This window comes from Hymenobacter edaphi, from assembly GCF_003258365.1.
Taxonomy (GTDB): Bacteria; Bacteroidota; Bacteroidia; order Cytophagales; family Hymenobacteraceae; genus Solirubrum; species Solirubrum edaphi.
In genome coordinates, this window is the sequence record NZ_QHKM01000017.1 from 1 (window position 1) to 15,600 (window position 15,600).

The window sequence follows — 15,600 nt, forward strand, 5'->3', positions numbered from 1 at the left end:
TGCGTCTTCGCGTACCAGGGCCAAATACGGCGCGACAAACATCCATTCCGCATCTGATACATCGCTGGGGTAGCCTTTGCGTTGAGCCATCCCCCAAATTACGCTACCAGTCCATAACAGGCTCTAGTCCAGCCAGCGTGGCGCGGCGGTCCAGCTTGCCGTTGGCCGTTTGGGCAAACTGCGGCGCGTAGTACACGGCCCGCGGCACCTCGTAGCGGCCCAGCCGCTCACGCAGCAGCGCCAGCACCGCTTCCCAGGCCGCGGCGGGCAGCGGCTCACCTTCCACCACGGCCGTCACCTGCTGGCCCAGCCGCTCGTCGGGGCGGCCGGTGACGAGGGCGCGGCGGCCGAGGTGGCCCAGCTCGGCCAGCGTCACTTCCAGCACCTGCTCCACCTTTTCGGCCGGCACCTTCACCCCGCCCGAGTTGATGACGAAATCGGCCCGGCCCAGCCACTCGAACAGGTGGTGGTCGTGCGCCGCGAAGCGCACCAGATCGTTGGTCTGCACCAGCTCCTGGCTGGTCACGTCGCCGCGGATGGCCAGGCAGCCGCGCGCGTCCTGCTCCGCGTGCAGGCCGGGCAGTAGCCGGTAGTAGGGCGAGGCCTCGGGCCCGTTGAGGCGGCGCAGGGCCACGTGGGAGCAGGTTTCCGTCATGCCGTAAGTGTGGTAGAGCGGCACCTGCAGCGGGGCCGCCAGCTGCAGCAGGCCCGCATCCACAGCCGCTCCGCCGATGAGAATGGCCCGCATCTGCTCCAGCCGCGGGGCGTGGCCGGCCGCCAGCACCGCCCGCAGCTGCAAGGGTACGAAGGAGCCGAAGTCAAACGCCGCGTCGGGCGGGAGCAGGGCAAACGGGTCACTCACCGGCTCGGTGATGGTCAGGTGCAGCCCGTACTCAAAGGCGCGCACCAGCATCATCATCCCGCCGATGTACTCGCAGTTCAGGCACACCAGCATGCGCTGGCCCACGCCCAGACCCAGGTGGTTCATGGTGCGCCGGGCGCTGGCCTCCAGCTGGCTGCGCCGCAGCGTGATGGGTTGGGCGGGGCCCGTCGAGCCCGACGTGGTCAGCACAAACTCCTGCACGCCATTCAGCCACTGCCGGCAGAAGTCGAGCACCCGGGCCTCGTAGCCGTTGATATCGTGACCGGCGTGGCCGGGATATTCCTGAATGTCGGCGTAGCGGTAGCGGTGGCCGTTGAGCAGCAGCGCGTCGGGGGCAGTGGTAGCGGGCATGGGCGATGAAAGACCGGGAATGGAACCTACCCTGATACCGGCCGCAGCAAAGAAAAGATGCGGCCGGCAAAGCCCGCTGCGCTCCGCCACAACCGGCCGCCGTTGCTCCGGTCAGCTAGCAAGAGTAGTCAGCTGGTGAGTGAGTGGATGCTTACTGTGTTTTTCTCGTATCTTATAGCAGCTGTACCATTCCATGTTGCTGCCATGAGCACGTCCGTTCGCCCCGCAAGTCCCGCCGTTACGACCGTCCAGCCGGTTTTTGCCCCCACGCCCGAGCGCCCGGCCGCGGCGGCCCCGGTCCCGGCGCCTGCGCGCCCCCGGCCCGCCACCGCAAGCGAAGCCGACGACCAGGCCAGGTGCGACTTTTACGCCTGGTGCGCCGGTTACGAAGGCTACGGCTCCATTTTCTAGCGCAGGCGCCGCCGCTCCGCCGCCAGCAGCCAGCGCTGATACCGGCGTTGGGTGGGCCAGTTGATGGCCGCCAGCCCGGCGCTGAGCACCGCGAAATACAACAGATGCAGCGGGTCGGCGCTGTCGGCGTAGAGCAGCAGGGGCGGCAGCGCCAGCAACTCCAGCAGGCTGTTGTGCAGCAGCTGCCGGCCGCGGTATACCCGGCGGTTTTCGCGGATGGGCCGCCGCAGCTCCGGCCGCAGGTAGCGCGAGAGCGTGTAGAGGCTGCTGCCCACCATTAGAATAAGTAAAAAGGCCAGTAGCGCGTACGGGCCGAGGGCCGGCGCCCCGCCGGCCGGACCCGGCACGCGCTGCAGCCCCGGGCGGGCCCACAGCACCACCCCGGCCATAAGCAGGCTTTGCAGCAGGTATTGTGCCAGGTGCAGGCTCTGGGTGAGGAGGATAGGCTTCATGAGAAAAAGACGGGCGGGCCATGCGGAACGGGAACAAGCTAGCGGCTGGCGGCTGCGTAATCAAGTCGGCTCCCGGCCAGCTGGCTGCGAATGTATGGCAAGCCGCCCAACGGCGTCAAAAGACAAGATTCGATATAGGGAGGATAATAAAATACAATAATAATATTTCCGGTCCCGGGCTGTTCCAACAATGGGACTATTCCCTCAATATGGGAATATATGGACACGGCAAGGAAGCTATTATACTTTAATAATAATATGCTGCTATTTAGCATATTTTCGGCTGAAATGCATTGCAGTGCTTTGGTTTATTGGATTTTTTCGGCAGCTTTCGTTTCCTTTACGCGTGCTTCCTCTTGCCTGCATATGCGTCTGATCTGCCTGCTATTCCCGACCGTACTGGCGCTGCCAGTGGCCGCCCAACATTCGACAAGTACAAAAAACAAGGCGGCTGCCGCTCCGGCTCCGGCCAGCGCCAAGGTGGTCATTGCGGCTCCGACCCCGGCTCCGCTGCCGCCGTCGCCCCAGAAGCTGGACCTGCACTACGGCCTCCGCGGCGTGCGCCTCGAAGCCGATAGCGCCGCCGTGCAGGGCCTGAGTTACGACCGGCACGACAACGGCCTGACGTACTGCCACCGCGACACCGACAGCCTGAGCTGGGCCGGGGCGGCGGTTGATGCGCCGAAATACGCATTCTACCGCGGCAAGCTGCTGACTCTCTCCTTTACTGCCAAAGGAGCCGCCAACAGCCACGCCGTGCTTGCCCGCTTGCAGGCCCTTTACGGCCCCGGCGAGCAGAAAGGCAACGGGCAGCTGCGCTTCACCTGGCGGGGCGAAAAAACTCTGCTGCGCTACGAGGAAAGCTCCACCAACAACAACGCCGTCATCACGCTGACCTCCCTGCCGCTGACCATCAAGCGGCAGCAGGACGTGAGCGGCGTCATCGAGCAGACGGCCGCCAACCGCTAGGTTCGCCCGGCCCACGGCCAAGGCGCCCGTTCGCGCCGCCCGATCCGGTTAGCTGCCTGCTGACTGTCGGGCGGCGCGGGCGGGCGCTTGGGCCGTGTTCCCGCCTCGGAGAACCGGTGCCCGGCGGCCCCGGCCAGACAAGCCACGAGTTAGGCGAACAGATGGAATAAGCCGTTGCAGGCCAGGATCCGACAATGAAGCTGCTACGGAACGTCATGGCGAGCTTGTCGATACAGCTCGTGATGGTAGTTAGTGCCCTTCCCGTTCCACGAGGCAGTTACTATCGAGCGCAATGCCTCGGCCCCTGGCTTGATGCGCAACACGCTTGAACTGGCTGTCCTGAACGGATTCAATCAACCCCGGCAGCTGGCATTGGCAGCTGCTGACTACCACGCCCAAAAAAAGCCCGAACCACGGCCGTGGTTCGGGCTTTTTTGCATGGCCGACGCGCGGCGGCTACTGCACCAGCAGCTTCAGCGTCTGCACGTGGGTGGACAGCTGCACGCGCACCAGGTAGATGCCCGGGCGCAGGCCGGCGGGCAGGGTGTAGCCCAGTGGCTGGCCGGTGCGGAACTCGGCGTGGGTGCTTTCCCCCACGGGCCGGCCCTGGGTGTCGCGCAGACCCAGCTCGGCCGGGCCCTCGTAGCCGGTTACCGTCAGCCAGGTTTGCTCGCCCACGGCCACGGGGTTGGTCATTTTCACCACCGGGCGCTCCAGCTCCGCCGGGCCGCCGGCGGCCACCGACGTACTGCCGGCGGCCCGCCACGCCACCGACTGCGTAGCCACGCGCAGGGTGTAGGCCGAGGTGCTGGTGTTGTTGTTGTAGCCGTACACCTTCACGTAGTAAGTGGCCGCGGGCGCCCCGTTGTAAACGATAGATTCGGCCGTGGTGCCGGGCTGGGTGGAGGAGTACAGCAGCGTGCCGGCGGCGTTATACAGCTCCATGTCGTAGTCGACGGGCACGTTGGTGAGCGTGATTTTCAGGTTGTTGTTGGTCGAGCTGCTCGTGAACTTGTACCAGTCCACGTCGCCGGCCGGGCAGATGTAGGCCGCGTTGTTCACGTTCACGCCGACGGTCGGGGCCGTAGCCAGCGTGCCGTTGCTTTCGTACGCGTCGGTGGGGCAGGACGTGCCGCCGCCGTTCGAGGTCCACGATGCCGCGAAGCCCGCGCGGGTAGTAGCGCAGTCGCTGCGGAACTCCAGGAACATCTTGCCCGAAGAGGCGGTGAGCGTGCCGGGGTTGGTGGTGCCCGAGTACTTGCCGATCAGCGGGGCCTGGTTGTTGGAGCCGTTGAAGACGAGCAGGTGGTCGTAGCTGCTTTCCAGATCGAACGAGCTGAACGTGAGCGACACGCTGGTGGCGTTGGTGGGGGCAATGAGCTGGCACTGGCGCACGTCGTCGCCGTAGTTGGCGGCGGCGCCGCCCGCGTCGTACACCGTGCCCGAGGCGGCCGTCAGCGTCGTCACCGCCGGCGCGTTGTTCACCAGGGTGTAGAATTTCTCCCAGTTCCAGTTCACGCCCGGGTCGGTGTGGCTCTGGTTGGGGTAGTGCTGGTGGCCTTTGATTTTCACGCAGCCGCCGGTGCTGAACGTGCCCGTGGTGGCCGCCCCGTAGAAGGTGCGCAGCCCGCTGATGCCGTAGCCGCTGCCCACGATGTCGCGCGCCAGCGCGGCCGAGCTGCTGTACATGGCCGTGGTGTACCACGACGCGTCGTCGACGTAGCCTTCGTGCTCGGTGCCGATGGTGTAAGGGTTTTCCGAGCCGATGTGCCAGGCCTTGTTGCTTTCGGCCACCATCTGCGTCACCTGCCCGTCGCTGCTGCGCACCACGTAGTGCGCCGATACGCTGGAGGAGCAGTTCTTAAACCACGAAATGCAGCCCGCGTAGGTGCCCTGCACGGTGTGGATGGCGTAGTGCGTAACGGCCGTGCCGCTGCGCGAGCTGTAGTTGCAGGTCGTCAGATTGGTCAGCGCCGGGCCGTAGTCGGTGGAGGTGACCACCGAATACGGCGAGGCGCCGGGCTCGAACTGCTGCCCGCCGCCCTGCACGCCCCGCGCCGATACTTCGGTGCTGCCCGCGCTGAGCACGCGGTAATTGGCGCCGAAGAGAGCCGGCAGATCGAGGTGGTAATCCGGGAAGCCGTGGCGCTGCTGGTTTTCAGCCTTGGTCAGGAAGGTGAGCACGCTGTAGAGGTGCGAGTCGCGGGCAAAGCTGTTTACCGCGTCCGGGGCCAGCGGCAGCTCGCTCAGCTCCAGGAGCACCGGCAGGTGCCGGGCCACGTCGCCGGAGGGCAGGCGCAGCTGTTCCAGCAGCTGGGCGTAGGCCGCGGCATAGGCGCGGATGTTGCTGCCCGGCTCGGTTTTGATCTGCGTTTCGCTCAGGCCCGAGAGCTTGGCCACCAGCCGCAGGTTTTCGCGGAAGTAGCCCTTGCCGTCGGCAAACAGCCCCATCACGCCCGAAGGCAGGGGCATGCCCGTGCAGCTGGGCTGCTCGGCGGCGCCGACGTGGCGCATGTGCGTCTGGGTGTAGGCCACGGCCTCCAGCACGCCCCGCGGCACCGAGGGATACTGCTGATAAGCGGCCGCAAAGTCGGCCGCGTAGGGTGTTTCGGCGCTGCTGGCCTGCCGGGCGGCGGGCGCCGTCTGGGCGCTCAGCATGGGGGACAGGCCGAGCAGGCCTACCCAAAGGAGTAGGGGTTTGGTCATACTGGAACGGTGGTTAGGTGTTTTGGGAATTTGTATCAGTAAAGTACAGCTATGCTGAAATTATTCACGGTAGCGGCGTGGTTTTTTTGGTTTTTTTGTCAAAATGGGAGGTTGGTCCCGATTTAAGCTGCCGACCGGCCATCCACAAAAAAAGCCCCGCCGGGATGGGCGAGGCTGGCTGTCGGGGGTACCGCATCCGCTGAGCTGTCGGCAACGGGCATCAGTGGCCGGCGGCAGTCGAATCGGGCAGCAGGCGGAAGTGCGTGGCCACGAAGCGCTGCCCCACCACCTGCCCGCGCACCTCGGCCCGGCGGATGGCGTTGCAAAAGCCGTTCTTGGCGTGGGCGTCGCCGTGCGCGTCGATGCTGGTACCGTCGACGAAGTAAGCCCGGCCATCGAAGCGCACGGCCAGGTCGCAGTCCTTGCCCGGCAGGCCCAGGCGGCACTGCCCGCAGGAAGCCTCCACCACCCGCAGGGGCGGCTGAGACTGGGCCGCTGCGGCCGGCGCGGGCTTGGGCTGGGCCAGGGCCGGCCCCGATAGGGCTATGAGCAGCGGGAGCAGGGCGAGGAGCTTCATGGCGCGAACAAGGGAAATGGAGCGGCTAAAGATACATCCGGCAGGCGGCCGGTGCGGCCCCGAGGGCGAATTGAGCAAGAGCCGCCCGGCAGTCAACCGGCGAAGTCATTGCGTGCTGGCTTGTAGCTTTTGCAGGGTTGCCTCCGGCGTAATTCCCCAGACCTCGGCCAGCTCCGAAATGACATTATCCGCAAAATGTATTTTCACCGGCTTATCACCGTTGAAAAGTAATTGGTGCCCTTTAAACGTCGCAACGGCTTTTTCCAGCGGCTCGGGTTCCGTTATGATAACCTCGCAGGCCGCCAGTCCCAAAAAGGCCCGGGCAAATTCCCGCACCGCGTCCTGCACCGTCGCCAGGCCGACGCGCTCATCCGGATGCCAGATGTCGGTGAACCGGGGCTTGACGCCGTTGGCGTTGCGCGGCGCCTCGTACGGCGCCTCGTAAAAATACGGACTGCCGGGCTCGTCGTAGTAAAACCAGTAATGGCAACCGGTGTCGGCCAGGTAGGTTTGAAGGGCGGCGGCGTAGGCTTTTTCGGCGGGGTCGGCTTGCAACTCGGGCAAAGCGTCGCGCAGATACTCTTTGCCATTCAGGCAGACGCGGCCAATCCGTTCCCCGCCTTCGTAACACAACTCCAGGTCCTCCCAGTCTGCCTGGTTGGTCAGGCCGTACGCGCCCCACCAGAAATTGGCAGTAGTAGTCCGGACGAGGATGCGCGTTGAGTTCATGCGGTAAAATAGGCGCGAAAGTCCACCGTCAGGCGCCCCGCCCCAGCCCAACATCAAAACGCCCTATGCTGCCGGGCTGGCCGCAGCATAGGGCGTTCGGAAGCTACGTGGCCGAACTCGTCGCGGCGGTTACGGGAACTTCGGGTACTTGTCGAAATCGGGCTGGCGCTTTTCCAGGAAGGCGTTTTTGCCCTCTTTGGCTTCCTCCGAGAGGTAGTAGAGCAGCGTGGCGTTGCCGGCCAGCTCCTGAATGCCGGCCTGCCCGTCGAGCTCGGCGTTGAACGAGGACTTGAGCATGCGCAGGGCCAGCGGGCTTTTCTCCAGAATCTTACGGCACCACTCCAGGGTGGTTTCCTCCAGCTTTTCCAGCGGCACCACCTTGTTCACCAGGCCCATGTCGAGGGCTTCCTGGGCGTCGTACTGGTCGCAGAGGTACCAGATTTCGCGGGCCTTCTTCTGGCCCACCACGCGGGCGAGGTAGCTGGCACCGAAGCCGCCGTCGAAGGAGCCGACTTTCGGGCCGGTCTGGCCGAAGCGGGCGTTGTCGGCGGCAATGGACAGGTCGCACACCACGTGCAGCACGTGGCCGCCGCCGATGGCCCAGCCGGCCACCATGGCAATGACGGGCTTCGGAATGGAGCGGATGAGCTTCTGCAGGTCGAGCACGTTCAGGCGGGGCACGGTGTCGTCGCCCACGTAGCCGCCGTGGCCGCGCACGCTCTGGTCGCCGCCCGAGCAGAAGGCCTTGCCGCCCTCGCCGGTGAGGATGACCACGCCGATATCGGTCCGGTCGCGGCAGATGTGCATGGCCTCAATCATTTCCTGCACCGTGAGCGGGGTGAAGGCGTTGTGGACCTGCGGGCGGTTGATGCTGATTTTGGCAATGCCCTGGTGGAAGGAAAACAGAATTTCCTTGAATTCCTTGATGGGCGTCCAGTTGACTTGTTGGGACATGGAGTGGGAAGGAAAATAGAACGTCATTCCGAGCGAAGTCGAGGAATCTCGCGTGCTGACTCCTGCTGGTTACTTTGCTATCTGACGAAGCGGTAGAGATGCTTCGACAAGCGGACGCTAGATGCGCATGACGGCCTGACAAGTGGACGATTAAGAAAAAGCCGTGCGCACGGCGGCGCGGTACTGCTCGAAGAAGGCGGCGTTGGTGGCCGAGTCGGTGGTAATTTCGAGCACGGCCGCGTTGCCTTTGGACGATGGTGCAAAGAAAGCAGGTAACACCTTATCCAGTTCCGCGAAGGTAGCGGCGGTGAAGTAGCGCAGGCCGAAATCCTGGGCCGTATTCGCCGCCGTCAGCGCCTGCCGCGTCTCGAAGAACTCCTCCAGCTCCGGCTGCTGCCTTGGGCCCTCGATGAGGCGGAAGATGCCGCCCGCGTGGTTGTTGATGAGGATGACGCGCAGGTTGGGCGTGGGATAATTGTGCCAGAACGCGTTGCGGTCGTAGAAAAAAGCCACGTCGCCGGTGAGCAGCACCACGGGGCGCGCGGGGTGGGCCAGGGCCGCGCCCACGGCGGTGGAGTTGCAGCCGTCGATGCCGCTGGTGCCGCGGTTGGCGAAGACCTCGGCGGTGCTGCCAGTCGGCAAGCCCAGGATGTTGGCGTAGCGCACGGCCATGCTGTTGGCCAGGTGCAGGGCCGCGCCGGCGGGCACCCGCTGCAGGGTGCGGTAGATGGCCGTAAACTCGTTGAACGGCTGCGCGGGCTGCTGCACGAACTCGCGCACGAAGTCCGTGGCCCAGCCGTTGGCCCGCTGCCAGGGCGTGGTGAAGGCGTCCTTGGGCGCGGCCGCTTCGGCGCGGGCGCTGCCGGGGCCTTGCCAGGCTAGTCTGGTTTGTTTTTCGTTGTTCGTTGTTCGTTGTTCGTTGGGGACGAGAGTTGAACTCATGACTGCATCAGCAGCAACGGAGGAACTGGAACCGGCTGTAGCCACGCCAGGAATCGAGCCTGGTACAGCGTCTTCGTAGACTTTATTCCCACTGAGTATAGCCTCGAAAAACGCGGCCGGCTCCATCCGGATGATGCGCGTGAGGGAGCGGAAGGTGTCGGCGACCGGACCGGCGGGCCGGACGTGCCAATGCTGCGTGGCCGGGTATTCGCGCAGGTAGTTTTTCAGGGCTTTCGAAATGAGCGACTGGCCGTAGGTAATCAGCAAGTCCGGCCGTAGTGCTTCGCGCAGGCCCGGTTCGGGCACCACCATGAACACGTCCTGGCGGCCCAGCGGGGCGGTGCGCGCCGCGTCGTAATCGGGCCCGACGGGCTGGTGCACGTTGGCAATCAAATCACCGACCACCGGGGCCTGGTAGGCGGCGCCGAAGCGGCGCAGGGCCAGCAACAAGGGCTCGTCGTGGGGATGCTGGCCGGCTACCACCAGCACCCGGGGCGTCTGGCGCAGCTGCCGGCGCAGCACGTCCAGCTCGGCGGCGGGCAGTTGCAGGGCGCCAGCTACCTCACGGCTGATTTTGACTTGCTCGTACTGGATTTCCTCGCCGGCCTTGGGGTAAAACGGCTCCCGCAGGGGCACGTTCACCTGCACCGGCCCGGCCGGAAATTCCTGGCTGAGGTTGATGGCTTCGTTGACCAGGCGCGTGGCCTGCCAGCGGGCATCGGCGTGCGTGAAGTCGACGGGCAGCTCTACGGCCGCCTTGGCGTGGCGGCCGTAAAGGTTGGGCTGGCGGATGGTCTGGCCGTCGAGCTGGTCAATCCACTCCGGCGGGCGGTCGGCGGTGAAGACCACCAGCGGAATCTGCTGGAAAAACGCCTCTGCCACGGCCGGCGCGTAGTTCAGCCCGGCCGTGCCCGAGGTGCACACCAGCGCCACCGGCCGCCGCTGCGCCTGCGCCAGCCCCAGCCCGATAAAGGCGGCGGCCCGCTCATCGGGCACCACGCGCACGCGCAGCTCGGGGTGGCGGGCAAAGGCAATGGTGAGCGGGGCCGACCGGGAGCCCGGCGACAACACCACGTCGGTGATGCCGTGCTGGGCGCAGATTTCGGGGATGTTGTGGATGGGCTGCAACAGCTGGGACATAGGCGGACAAAGGTAGTGGCTGCTGCACAGGAGGTACCCAGCCAAAGCGCGGCCGCGTTTTGTGAAAAGCCGCTGCGCAGCCTGATTACGCAGCGGCGTTGGCCAGGGTAACGCCGTGTTTATCCTTGGACGCGCTCAAGGCCAACTAGGTGCTCTTTCAGAAACGACACCTTCCAGTCGCCTGATTCATCTAGTCGTTGGGCGGCATCAAGGCAGAAATTCAGTTGGAACGAGAGCATCGCGCTGAAGGGAAAATCAAGCGTTATGCAATTAAGGACAGGCTTGATAGCCAGTATGCTGATTTCGTCAAACAGCCCTGATTCCCGCGCCAGGTAGCGCAAACTACTTTCGGCTTTGGCAATGAAGTAGCCGTAGCGGGCTATCAGCAATTCGAGCGTAGTCTCCAGCTTCGGCCAGTTAGCCTTGTCAATCTGCGCGACATCCAGTTCCAGTTCGAGGTCAACTGAGCGGCCCGCCAACTGCATACTGGACTTCCAGGTTTTCTCGTCGGAAAGCAGCCTGAACGTGATAAGCTGGCCTTCGACCCGAAGTTTCGGAGCATTCATAGCGGCTGAATAATACCTAGCGTAGGGCTACTCGTCCAGCACCGAGCCCACGGTGCGCAGCTTCATTTCGGTTTCCAGCCACTCCTTGGCCGGCTCCGATTCCGAGGTCAATCCGGTGCCGGCGTACAAAATGGCCTCGGTGGGGCGCAGCTGCATGCAGCGCAGGTTCACGAACACCCGCGAGGTGCCGGGTGCGGGCAGGTTCACCGGGCCCAGGAAGCCGCTGTAGTAGGTGCGGTCGTAGCCTTCGTGGCGCTGCAAGAACTGCAGGGCCGCCTCGCGGGGCATGCCGCCCACGGCCGAGGTGGGGTGCAGCAGCCGCAGCATGTCGGTGGCGAAAGTGGGGGAGGTGACGCGCTTCAGATCCACCCGGAATTCGGTGCGCAAATGCAGCAGATTGCCCGCCTGCACGGTTTTGGGGCCGGTTTCGTCGTAGTCGCGGATGCGCAGCTGCTTGAAGCAGCCCACCACGTAGCGCCCCACCATGGCCTGCTCCTCGATGTCCTTCTGCCGCCACATGGCCGAGTTGGCGGTGATGTCGGGCGTGAGCGGCTGGGTGCCGGCCAGGGCCATCGTGCGAAACTCCGCCCCGTCGGTTTCCACCAGCACCTCGGGCGTGGCCCCCAGCCAGGTGCCGGCCTGGGGCGCACTCACCAGGCTCACGAAAGCCCGCGGGTGCTGCCGGCACAAGGTATCGAAGGCGCGCAGGGTGTCGAAGCCTGGCGGCAGCGGGCACCGCGCGGCCCGGCTCGATACCACCTTGGTCATCTGCCCGGCCCGGATGGCCCCCACGGCCTGGGCTACGAAGGACTCGTAGCTGGCGCGGTCGGCGGTGGCGGGCAGGGGCTGCGGGCTCACGTGCCACTGCAGCTCGGCTGGCTCGTCGGTTTCGTGGATGACGCGCTGCACGGCCGCCACGGCCTCGGGCGGCAGCGCGTGCGAGAGGCGCAACTGCTGACCGGCCGAAAAGTCGAGCACCACGTCGGCGGGCAAGAGCATGGCCTCGGCCGTGTCGCCGTCCTGGAAGGGGTAAAAGGCGAAGCCGGCCGGGGCCTGGGGCTCCAGGCTCGGCGGCAGGCCCGAGAGGTGCAGCGGCCGCAAACTCAGCAGCAGCACCGGCGCGGCGGCGTGGGGCAGGCGCCACAAGGCCACCGAGCCCGCGTGCCGCAGCGCCAGGGCCACCAGCCGGCGCACCGTGGCCGAAGGAGCGGCTTCGGTAGTCGGGGTGTGCATTTAGGCGGCGGGCTGGGCTTTCTTGGCCGGCACTTCGATGACGGCCATGGTGATGCGGCTGATGCAGATCAGCGCGCCCGATTCCTCGTGGCGGATGCGAATTTCCCAGATCTGGGTGGTGCGGCCCAGGTGCAGGGCCTCGGCCCGGCCGATGACGTAGCCGGAGCGCACGCTTTTGATGTGGTTGGCGTTGATTTCCAGGCCCACGCAGGCGTATTTGCTGCGGTCGACCTGCAGCACCGCGCCGATACTGCCCAGCGTTTCGGCCAGCACCACCGAGGCTCCGCCGTGCAGCAGGCCCATGGGTTGGTGCGTGCGGTGGTCGACGGGCATGCGGCCCTCGATGGCGCGCTCCTCGACGGCGGTAATTTCAATGCCCAGATGTTCGCCCATGGTGTGGCGCGACCAGGCGTTCAGCTCGGCGACGGTGGGCAGGGTGGCGGAAGGTGGCAGCATAGCTCGTTTTTCGGCTCTCGGGTGGTTCGGGCCGCTAAAGTGCTACTTTTAGGGCCCCATCCAGCAAAACTACGCCCAAAACCGCGTGGTCAAGAAAATCTACCTCATCCGCCACGGCCAGACGTACTTCAACGTGCGCGGCATCGTGCAGGGCAGCGGCATCGATGCTCCCCTCAACGACACGGGCCAGCAGCAGGCCCGGCAGTTTCACGCCGCCTACGCGGCCGTGCCCTTCGACCGCGTGCACATTTCCACCCTGATGCGCACCCAGCAGTCCATTCAGCCGTTTCTCGACGCCGGCCTGCCCCACGAGAAGCACCGCGCCCTCGACGAAATCAGCTGGGGCCACCGCGAAGGCACCCGCATCACGCCCGAAGAGGACATCGAGTACCACGGCCTGCTGCGGGCCTGGCAGCGCGGCGAAACCCACCTGGGCCTGCCCGGTGGTGAGAGTCCGGAGGAGGTAGCGGCCCGGCAGCGCCCCTTCATCGAGCAAGTGCTGCGCGGCCGGCCCGAGGAAGAAAACGTGCTGGTGTGCATGCACGGCCGTGCCATGCGCGTGCTGCTCTGCCAGCTGCTGGGCTACCCGCTCAGCCGCATGGACCACTTCGAACACCGCAACCTCTGCCTCTACAAGGTGCATTACACCGGCTCCATGTTCGCGGTGCGCAACTATATGGATACGGCACATTTGGGGTAAGGCAATGGTTGGGCGGCAGTTGATATGTGGTTTTGGCTGGCTACTGACTACGGGCATAGTCGCCTGCGGCACGCCTGATGCTCACAATCAAACCACAGCCAAGAAGCCAGGGGATTCTCGGGCTGATACAAGCAGCAGCGCAGTGGCTCAAGCAGCGGCATACATTGGGCTCCCCGATACAACTAGGCCCCGGAAGGACGGTAAAATCATTGATTATTTTCCGCCGCAGTGCTACTCCGTTCAATTTCCTGATAGCGCGTTGTTGCGGCCCGTGGCCATGCAGTGCAGCTTCACAGGAAAGGTATTCGTGGCCGTAAAGGCCGACACCGCCAGCCGACGGCTCTCTTACTTTCGGCTCTGGGGCGCTAGCATACACCCCCGGGCTCAGCCCGACTCGGCTGTTACGTTGCTCCTTTTAGCGGGAAAGCCGGTGCCGGATTCACTGGCCCGCCTTCTGCCGCAATTAGAGCAGCACATCCGAAAACTACGGCCGCAAATCGTTGTTGGCCGTGGTAAACCCTGCGAGATGCCTGCTGAATGGGTTATTCCCATTCTTATACATTGAGCGGTCAGCTTACGTACTAAGCCCTCACTTTCATAGCGCCAAAGCCCGAAACGGACTGGAAACGTTTGCGGAAATTCGGGTTTGTACCCCCAAAAAATCCGGTCTATTTTTGACCCCTTGAACTCAATTAGCGACTTGCAATGGCCGAAATCATAAAAATGCCCAAGATGAGCGACACGATGACGGAAGGTGTCATCGCCGCGTGGCTCAAAAAGGTGGGCGACAAAGTAAAGTCCGGCGACATCCTGGCCGAAGTGGAAACCGATAAGGCGACCATGGAGCTGGAGAACTACGAGGACGGCACTTTGCTCTACATCGGTCCGAAAGAGAAAGAATCGGTGCCGGTGGATGGCGTACTGGCCATCGTCGGTAAAGACGGCGAAGATATTTCCGGCCTGCTGAGCCAGGTGCAGGGCGGCGGTGCCGCCCCGGCCGCTGAGCCGGCTCCGGCCCCCGCCCCGGCGCCCGAGCAGCCCAAGGCTGAGCAACCCGCTCCGGCCCCAGCGCCGGCCGCTGCCCCGGCGCCCGCGCCCGCTGCGGCGGCTCCCGCCACCCCGGCCGGCAACGGCAAAAAAGCTACCGTCATCCGCATGCCCAAGATGAGCGACACGATGACCGAGGGCGTTATTGCCGGCTGGCTCAAGAAGGTCGGCGACAAAGTGAAATCGGGCGACGTGCTGGCCGAGGTGGAAACCGACAAAGCCACCATGGAGCTGGAAAACTACGAAGACGGCACCCTGCTCTACATCGGGCCCAAGGACGGTGAGTCCGTGCCCGTCGACGGCGTGCTGGCCGTTATCGGCGAAGAAGGCGCCGACGTGCAGGCCCTGATTGGCGGGCAGTCGGGCGGTGCTGCGCCGGCCCCGGCCGCCGCTCCCGCGGCGGAGGCCGCCCCGGCCCCTGAAGCGGCTCCGGCTGCTCCGGCCCCGGCGGCCAATGCGGCGGCTGCCGCGCCGCAGGCGGCTCCGGCTACCAGCTCGGGCCGCACGTTCGTGTCGCCGCTGGCCAAGCGCATTGCCCAGGAAAAGGGCATCGACCTGGCGACGGTACGCGGCTCGGGCGAAAACGGCCGCATCGTGTCGCGCGACCTGGAAAACGCCCAGCCCGGCGCCGCGCCGCAGCCCGCTCCGGCCCAGCCGGCGGCCGCCCCGCAGCCCGCCGCCGCTCCGACCGCCCAGGCTGCTCCGGCGGCCGCGCCGGCCGCCCCCGCCGCGGCCGAAGGCACCTACACCGAAACGCCGGTGTCGCAGATGCGCAAGGTTATTGCCCGCCGTCTGTCCGAGAGCCTGTTCACGGCCCCGCACTTCTACCTGACCATGGAAATTGCCATGGATAAGGCCATCGAAGCCCGCGTGCGCCTCAACGAACTGTCGCCGGTGAAGCTGTCGTTCAACGACATGGTCATCAAGGCCGCCGCCGTGGCCCTGAAGCAGCACCCGGCCGTCAACTCCTCCTGGCTGGGCGACAAAATCCGCGTCAACAAGGTGTACAACATCGGCGTGGCCGTGGCCGTGGACGAAGGCCTGCTGGTGCCGGTGGTGCGCAACGCCGACCAGAAAGGTCTCTCGGCCATTGCCGCGGAGGTGAAAGAGCTTGCCGGCAAGGCCAAGAGCAAGAAGCTACAGCCGGCCGAGTGGGAAGGCAGCACCTTCACCATCTCCAACCTGGGCATGTTCGGCATCGACGAGTTCACGGCCATCATCAACCCCCCGGATGCCTGCATCCTGGCCGTGGGCGGCATCAAGCAGACGCCGGTGGTGAAAGACGGGCAGATCGAAGTCGGCAACATCATGAAGGTGACGCTGAGCTGCGACCACCGCGTGGTGGACGGCGCGACCGGCGCCGCCTTCCTGCAGACGCTCAAGAGCCTGCTGGAAGACCCGATGCGCATGCTCATCTGAGCCTGACAGCTTCCGCGTAAGCGAAACGGCCCGCTCTGCACTGCAGAGCGGGCCGTTTCGCTTAC

Annotated in this window: 13 protein-coding genes; 3 read left to right on the forward strand and 10 right to left on the reverse strand. The window is 65.1% G+C overall.

Annotated features, from left to right (window positions below):
* Nucleotides 1-103: 103 nt before the first annotated feature.
* Together DLM85_RS24360 and DLM85_RS24370 are read right to left on the reverse strand one after the other, a co-directional pair.
* Nucleotides 104-1,234 (reverse strand): AMP-binding protein, encoded by a 1,131-nt coding sequence (locus tag DLM85_RS24360; protein ID WP_111480801.1) that lies wholly within the window; start codon nt 1,232-1,234, stop codon nt 104-106.
* A gap of 407 nt (nt 1,235-1,641) precedes the next feature.
* Nucleotides 1,642-2,097, reverse strand: a complete 456-nt coding sequence (locus DLM85_RS24370) for a hypothetical protein (RefSeq protein WP_111480803.1) — start codon at nt 2,095-2,097, stop codon at nt 1,642-1,644.
* Between the two features lie 366 nt (nt 2,098-2,463).
* On the opposite strand from DLM85_RS24370, the gene DLM85_RS24375 reads away from it, so the two are divergent.
* Nucleotides 2,464-3,066: a hypothetical protein gene (locus tag DLM85_RS24375; protein ID WP_111480804.1), complete on the forward strand. Its 603-nt coding sequence runs from the start codon at nt 2,464-2,466 to the stop codon at nt 3,064-3,066.
* Nucleotides 3,067-3,522: 456 nt separating this feature from the next.
* On the opposite strand, the gene DLM85_RS24380 is transcribed toward DLM85_RS24375, so the two are convergent.
* The 8 genes from DLM85_RS24380 to DLM85_RS24415 all read right to left on the reverse strand — a co-directional run bounded on the left by DLM85_RS24380 (nt 3,523) and on the right by DLM85_RS24415 (nt 12,369).
* Nucleotides 3,523-5,772 carry an N-acetylmuramoyl-L-alanine amidase gene (locus DLM85_RS24380; protein WP_133257267.1) on the reverse strand — a complete coding sequence of 750 codons (2,250 nt, stop codon included), beginning with the start codon at nt 5,770-5,772 and terminating at the stop codon, nt 3,523-3,525.
* A 220-nt stretch (nt 5,773-5,992) separates the two neighbouring features.
* Nucleotides 5,993-6,349 (reverse strand): DUF6370 family protein, encoded by a 357-nt coding sequence (locus DLM85_RS24385; RefSeq protein ID WP_207891098.1) that lies wholly within the window; start codon nt 6,347-6,349, stop codon nt 5,993-5,995.
* Between the two features lie 105 nt (nt 6,350-6,454).
* On the reverse strand, nt 6,455-7,078 hold the full coding sequence (locus DLM85_RS24390) for a hypothetical protein (RefSeq protein WP_111480806.1): 624 nt from the start codon (nt 7,076-7,078) through the stop codon (nt 6,455-6,457).
* 129 nt (nt 7,079-7,207) lie between these two features.
* A complete protein-coding gene (gene menB / locus DLM85_RS24395; protein ID WP_111480807.1) occupies nt 7,208-8,032 on the reverse strand; it encodes a 1,4-dihydroxy-2-naphthoyl-CoA synthase in 825 nt (274 codons plus the stop codon).
* A gap of 150 nt (nt 8,033-8,182) precedes the next feature.
* Complete coding sequence (gene menD / locus DLM85_RS24400; protein WP_111480808.1) at nt 8,183-10,114, reverse strand: 2-succinyl-5-enolpyruvyl-6-hydroxy-3-cyclohexene-1-carboxylic-acid synthase; 1,932 nt, start codon at nt 10,112-10,114, stop codon at nt 8,183-8,185.
* A 119-nt stretch (nt 10,115-10,233) separates the two neighbouring features.
* The gene (locus tag DLM85_RS24405; protein ID WP_111480809.1) at nt 10,234-10,680 is read right to left on the reverse strand and encodes a hypothetical protein; all 447 of its coding nucleotides are present in this window, start codon (nt 10,678-10,680) and stop codon (nt 10,234-10,236) included.
* A gap of 27 nt (nt 10,681-10,707) precedes the next feature.
* Nucleotides 10,708-11,913: a chorismate-binding protein gene (locus DLM85_RS24410; protein ID WP_111480810.1), complete on the reverse strand. Its 1,206-nt coding sequence runs from the start codon at nt 11,911-11,913 to the stop codon at nt 10,708-10,710.
* Nucleotides 11,914-12,369 (reverse strand): hotdog fold thioesterase, encoded by a 456-nt coding sequence (locus DLM85_RS24415; protein ID WP_111480811.1) that lies wholly within the window; start codon nt 12,367-12,369, stop codon nt 11,914-11,916.
* A gap of 85 nt (nt 12,370-12,454) precedes the next feature.
* On the opposite strand from DLM85_RS24415, the gene DLM85_RS24420 reads away from it, so the two are divergent.
* Nucleotides 12,455-13,069, forward strand: coding sequence for a histidine phosphatase family protein (locus DLM85_RS24420; RefSeq protein ID WP_111480812.1), 615 nt, complete (start codon nt 12,455-12,457; stop codon nt 13,067-13,069).
* A gap of 705 nt (nt 13,070-13,774) precedes the next feature.
* Nucleotides 13,775-15,535, forward strand: a complete 1,761-nt coding sequence (locus DLM85_RS24425) for a pyruvate dehydrogenase complex dihydrolipoamide acetyltransferase (RefSeq protein WP_111480813.1) — start codon at nt 13,775-13,777, stop codon at nt 15,533-15,535.
* The last annotated feature ends 65 nt before the right edge of the window (nt 15,536-15,600 follow it).

Excerpts from the sequence above, each read along its gene's own strand:
- menB (WP_111480807.1), bottom strand. The coding sequence starts at position 8,032 with ATGTCCCAACAAGTCAACTGGACGCCCATCAAGGAATTCAAGGAAATT.
- DLM85_RS24385 (WP_207891098.1), bottom strand. The coding sequence starts at position 6,349 with ATGAAGCTCCTCGCCCTGCTCCCGCTGCTCATAGCCCTATCGGGGCCG.
- DLM85_RS24380 (WP_133257267.1), bottom strand. The coding sequence starts at position 5,772 with ATGACCAAACCCCTACTCCTTTGGGTAGGCCTGCTCGGCCTGTCCCCC.
- DLM85_RS24370 (WP_111480803.1), bottom strand. The coding sequence starts at position 2,097 with ATGAAGCCTATCCTCCTCACCCAGAGCCTGCACCTGGCACAATACCTG.
- DLM85_RS24415 (WP_111480811.1), bottom strand. The coding sequence starts at position 12,369 with ATGCTGCCACCTTCCGCCACCCTGCCCACCGTCGCCGAGCTGAACGCC.
- DLM85_RS24390 (WP_111480806.1), bottom strand. The coding sequence starts at position 7,078 with ATGAACTCAACGCGCATCCTCGTCCGGACTACTACTGCCAATTTCTGG.
- DLM85_RS24375 (WP_111480804.1), top strand. The coding sequence starts at position 2,464 with ATGCGTCTGATCTGCCTGCTATTCCCGACCGTACTGGCGCTGCCAGTG.
- DLM85_RS24425 (WP_111480813.1), top strand. The coding sequence starts at position 13,775 with ATGGCCGAAATCATAAAAATGCCCAAGATGAGCGACACGATGACGGAA.
- DLM85_RS24410 (WP_111480810.1), bottom strand. The coding sequence starts at position 11,913 with ATGCACACCCCGACTACCGAAGCCGCTCCTTCGGCCACGGTGCGCCGG.
- DLM85_RS24405 (WP_111480809.1), bottom strand. The coding sequence starts at position 10,680 with ATGAATGCTCCGAAACTTCGGGTCGAAGGCCAGCTTATCACGTTCAGG.
- menD (WP_111480808.1), bottom strand. The coding sequence starts at position 10,114 with ATGTCCCAGCTGTTGCAGCCCATCCACAACATCCCCGAAATCTGCGCC.
- DLM85_RS24360 (WP_111480801.1), bottom strand. The coding sequence starts at position 1,234 with ATGCCCGCTACCACTGCCCCCGACGCGCTGCTGCTCAACGGCCACCGC.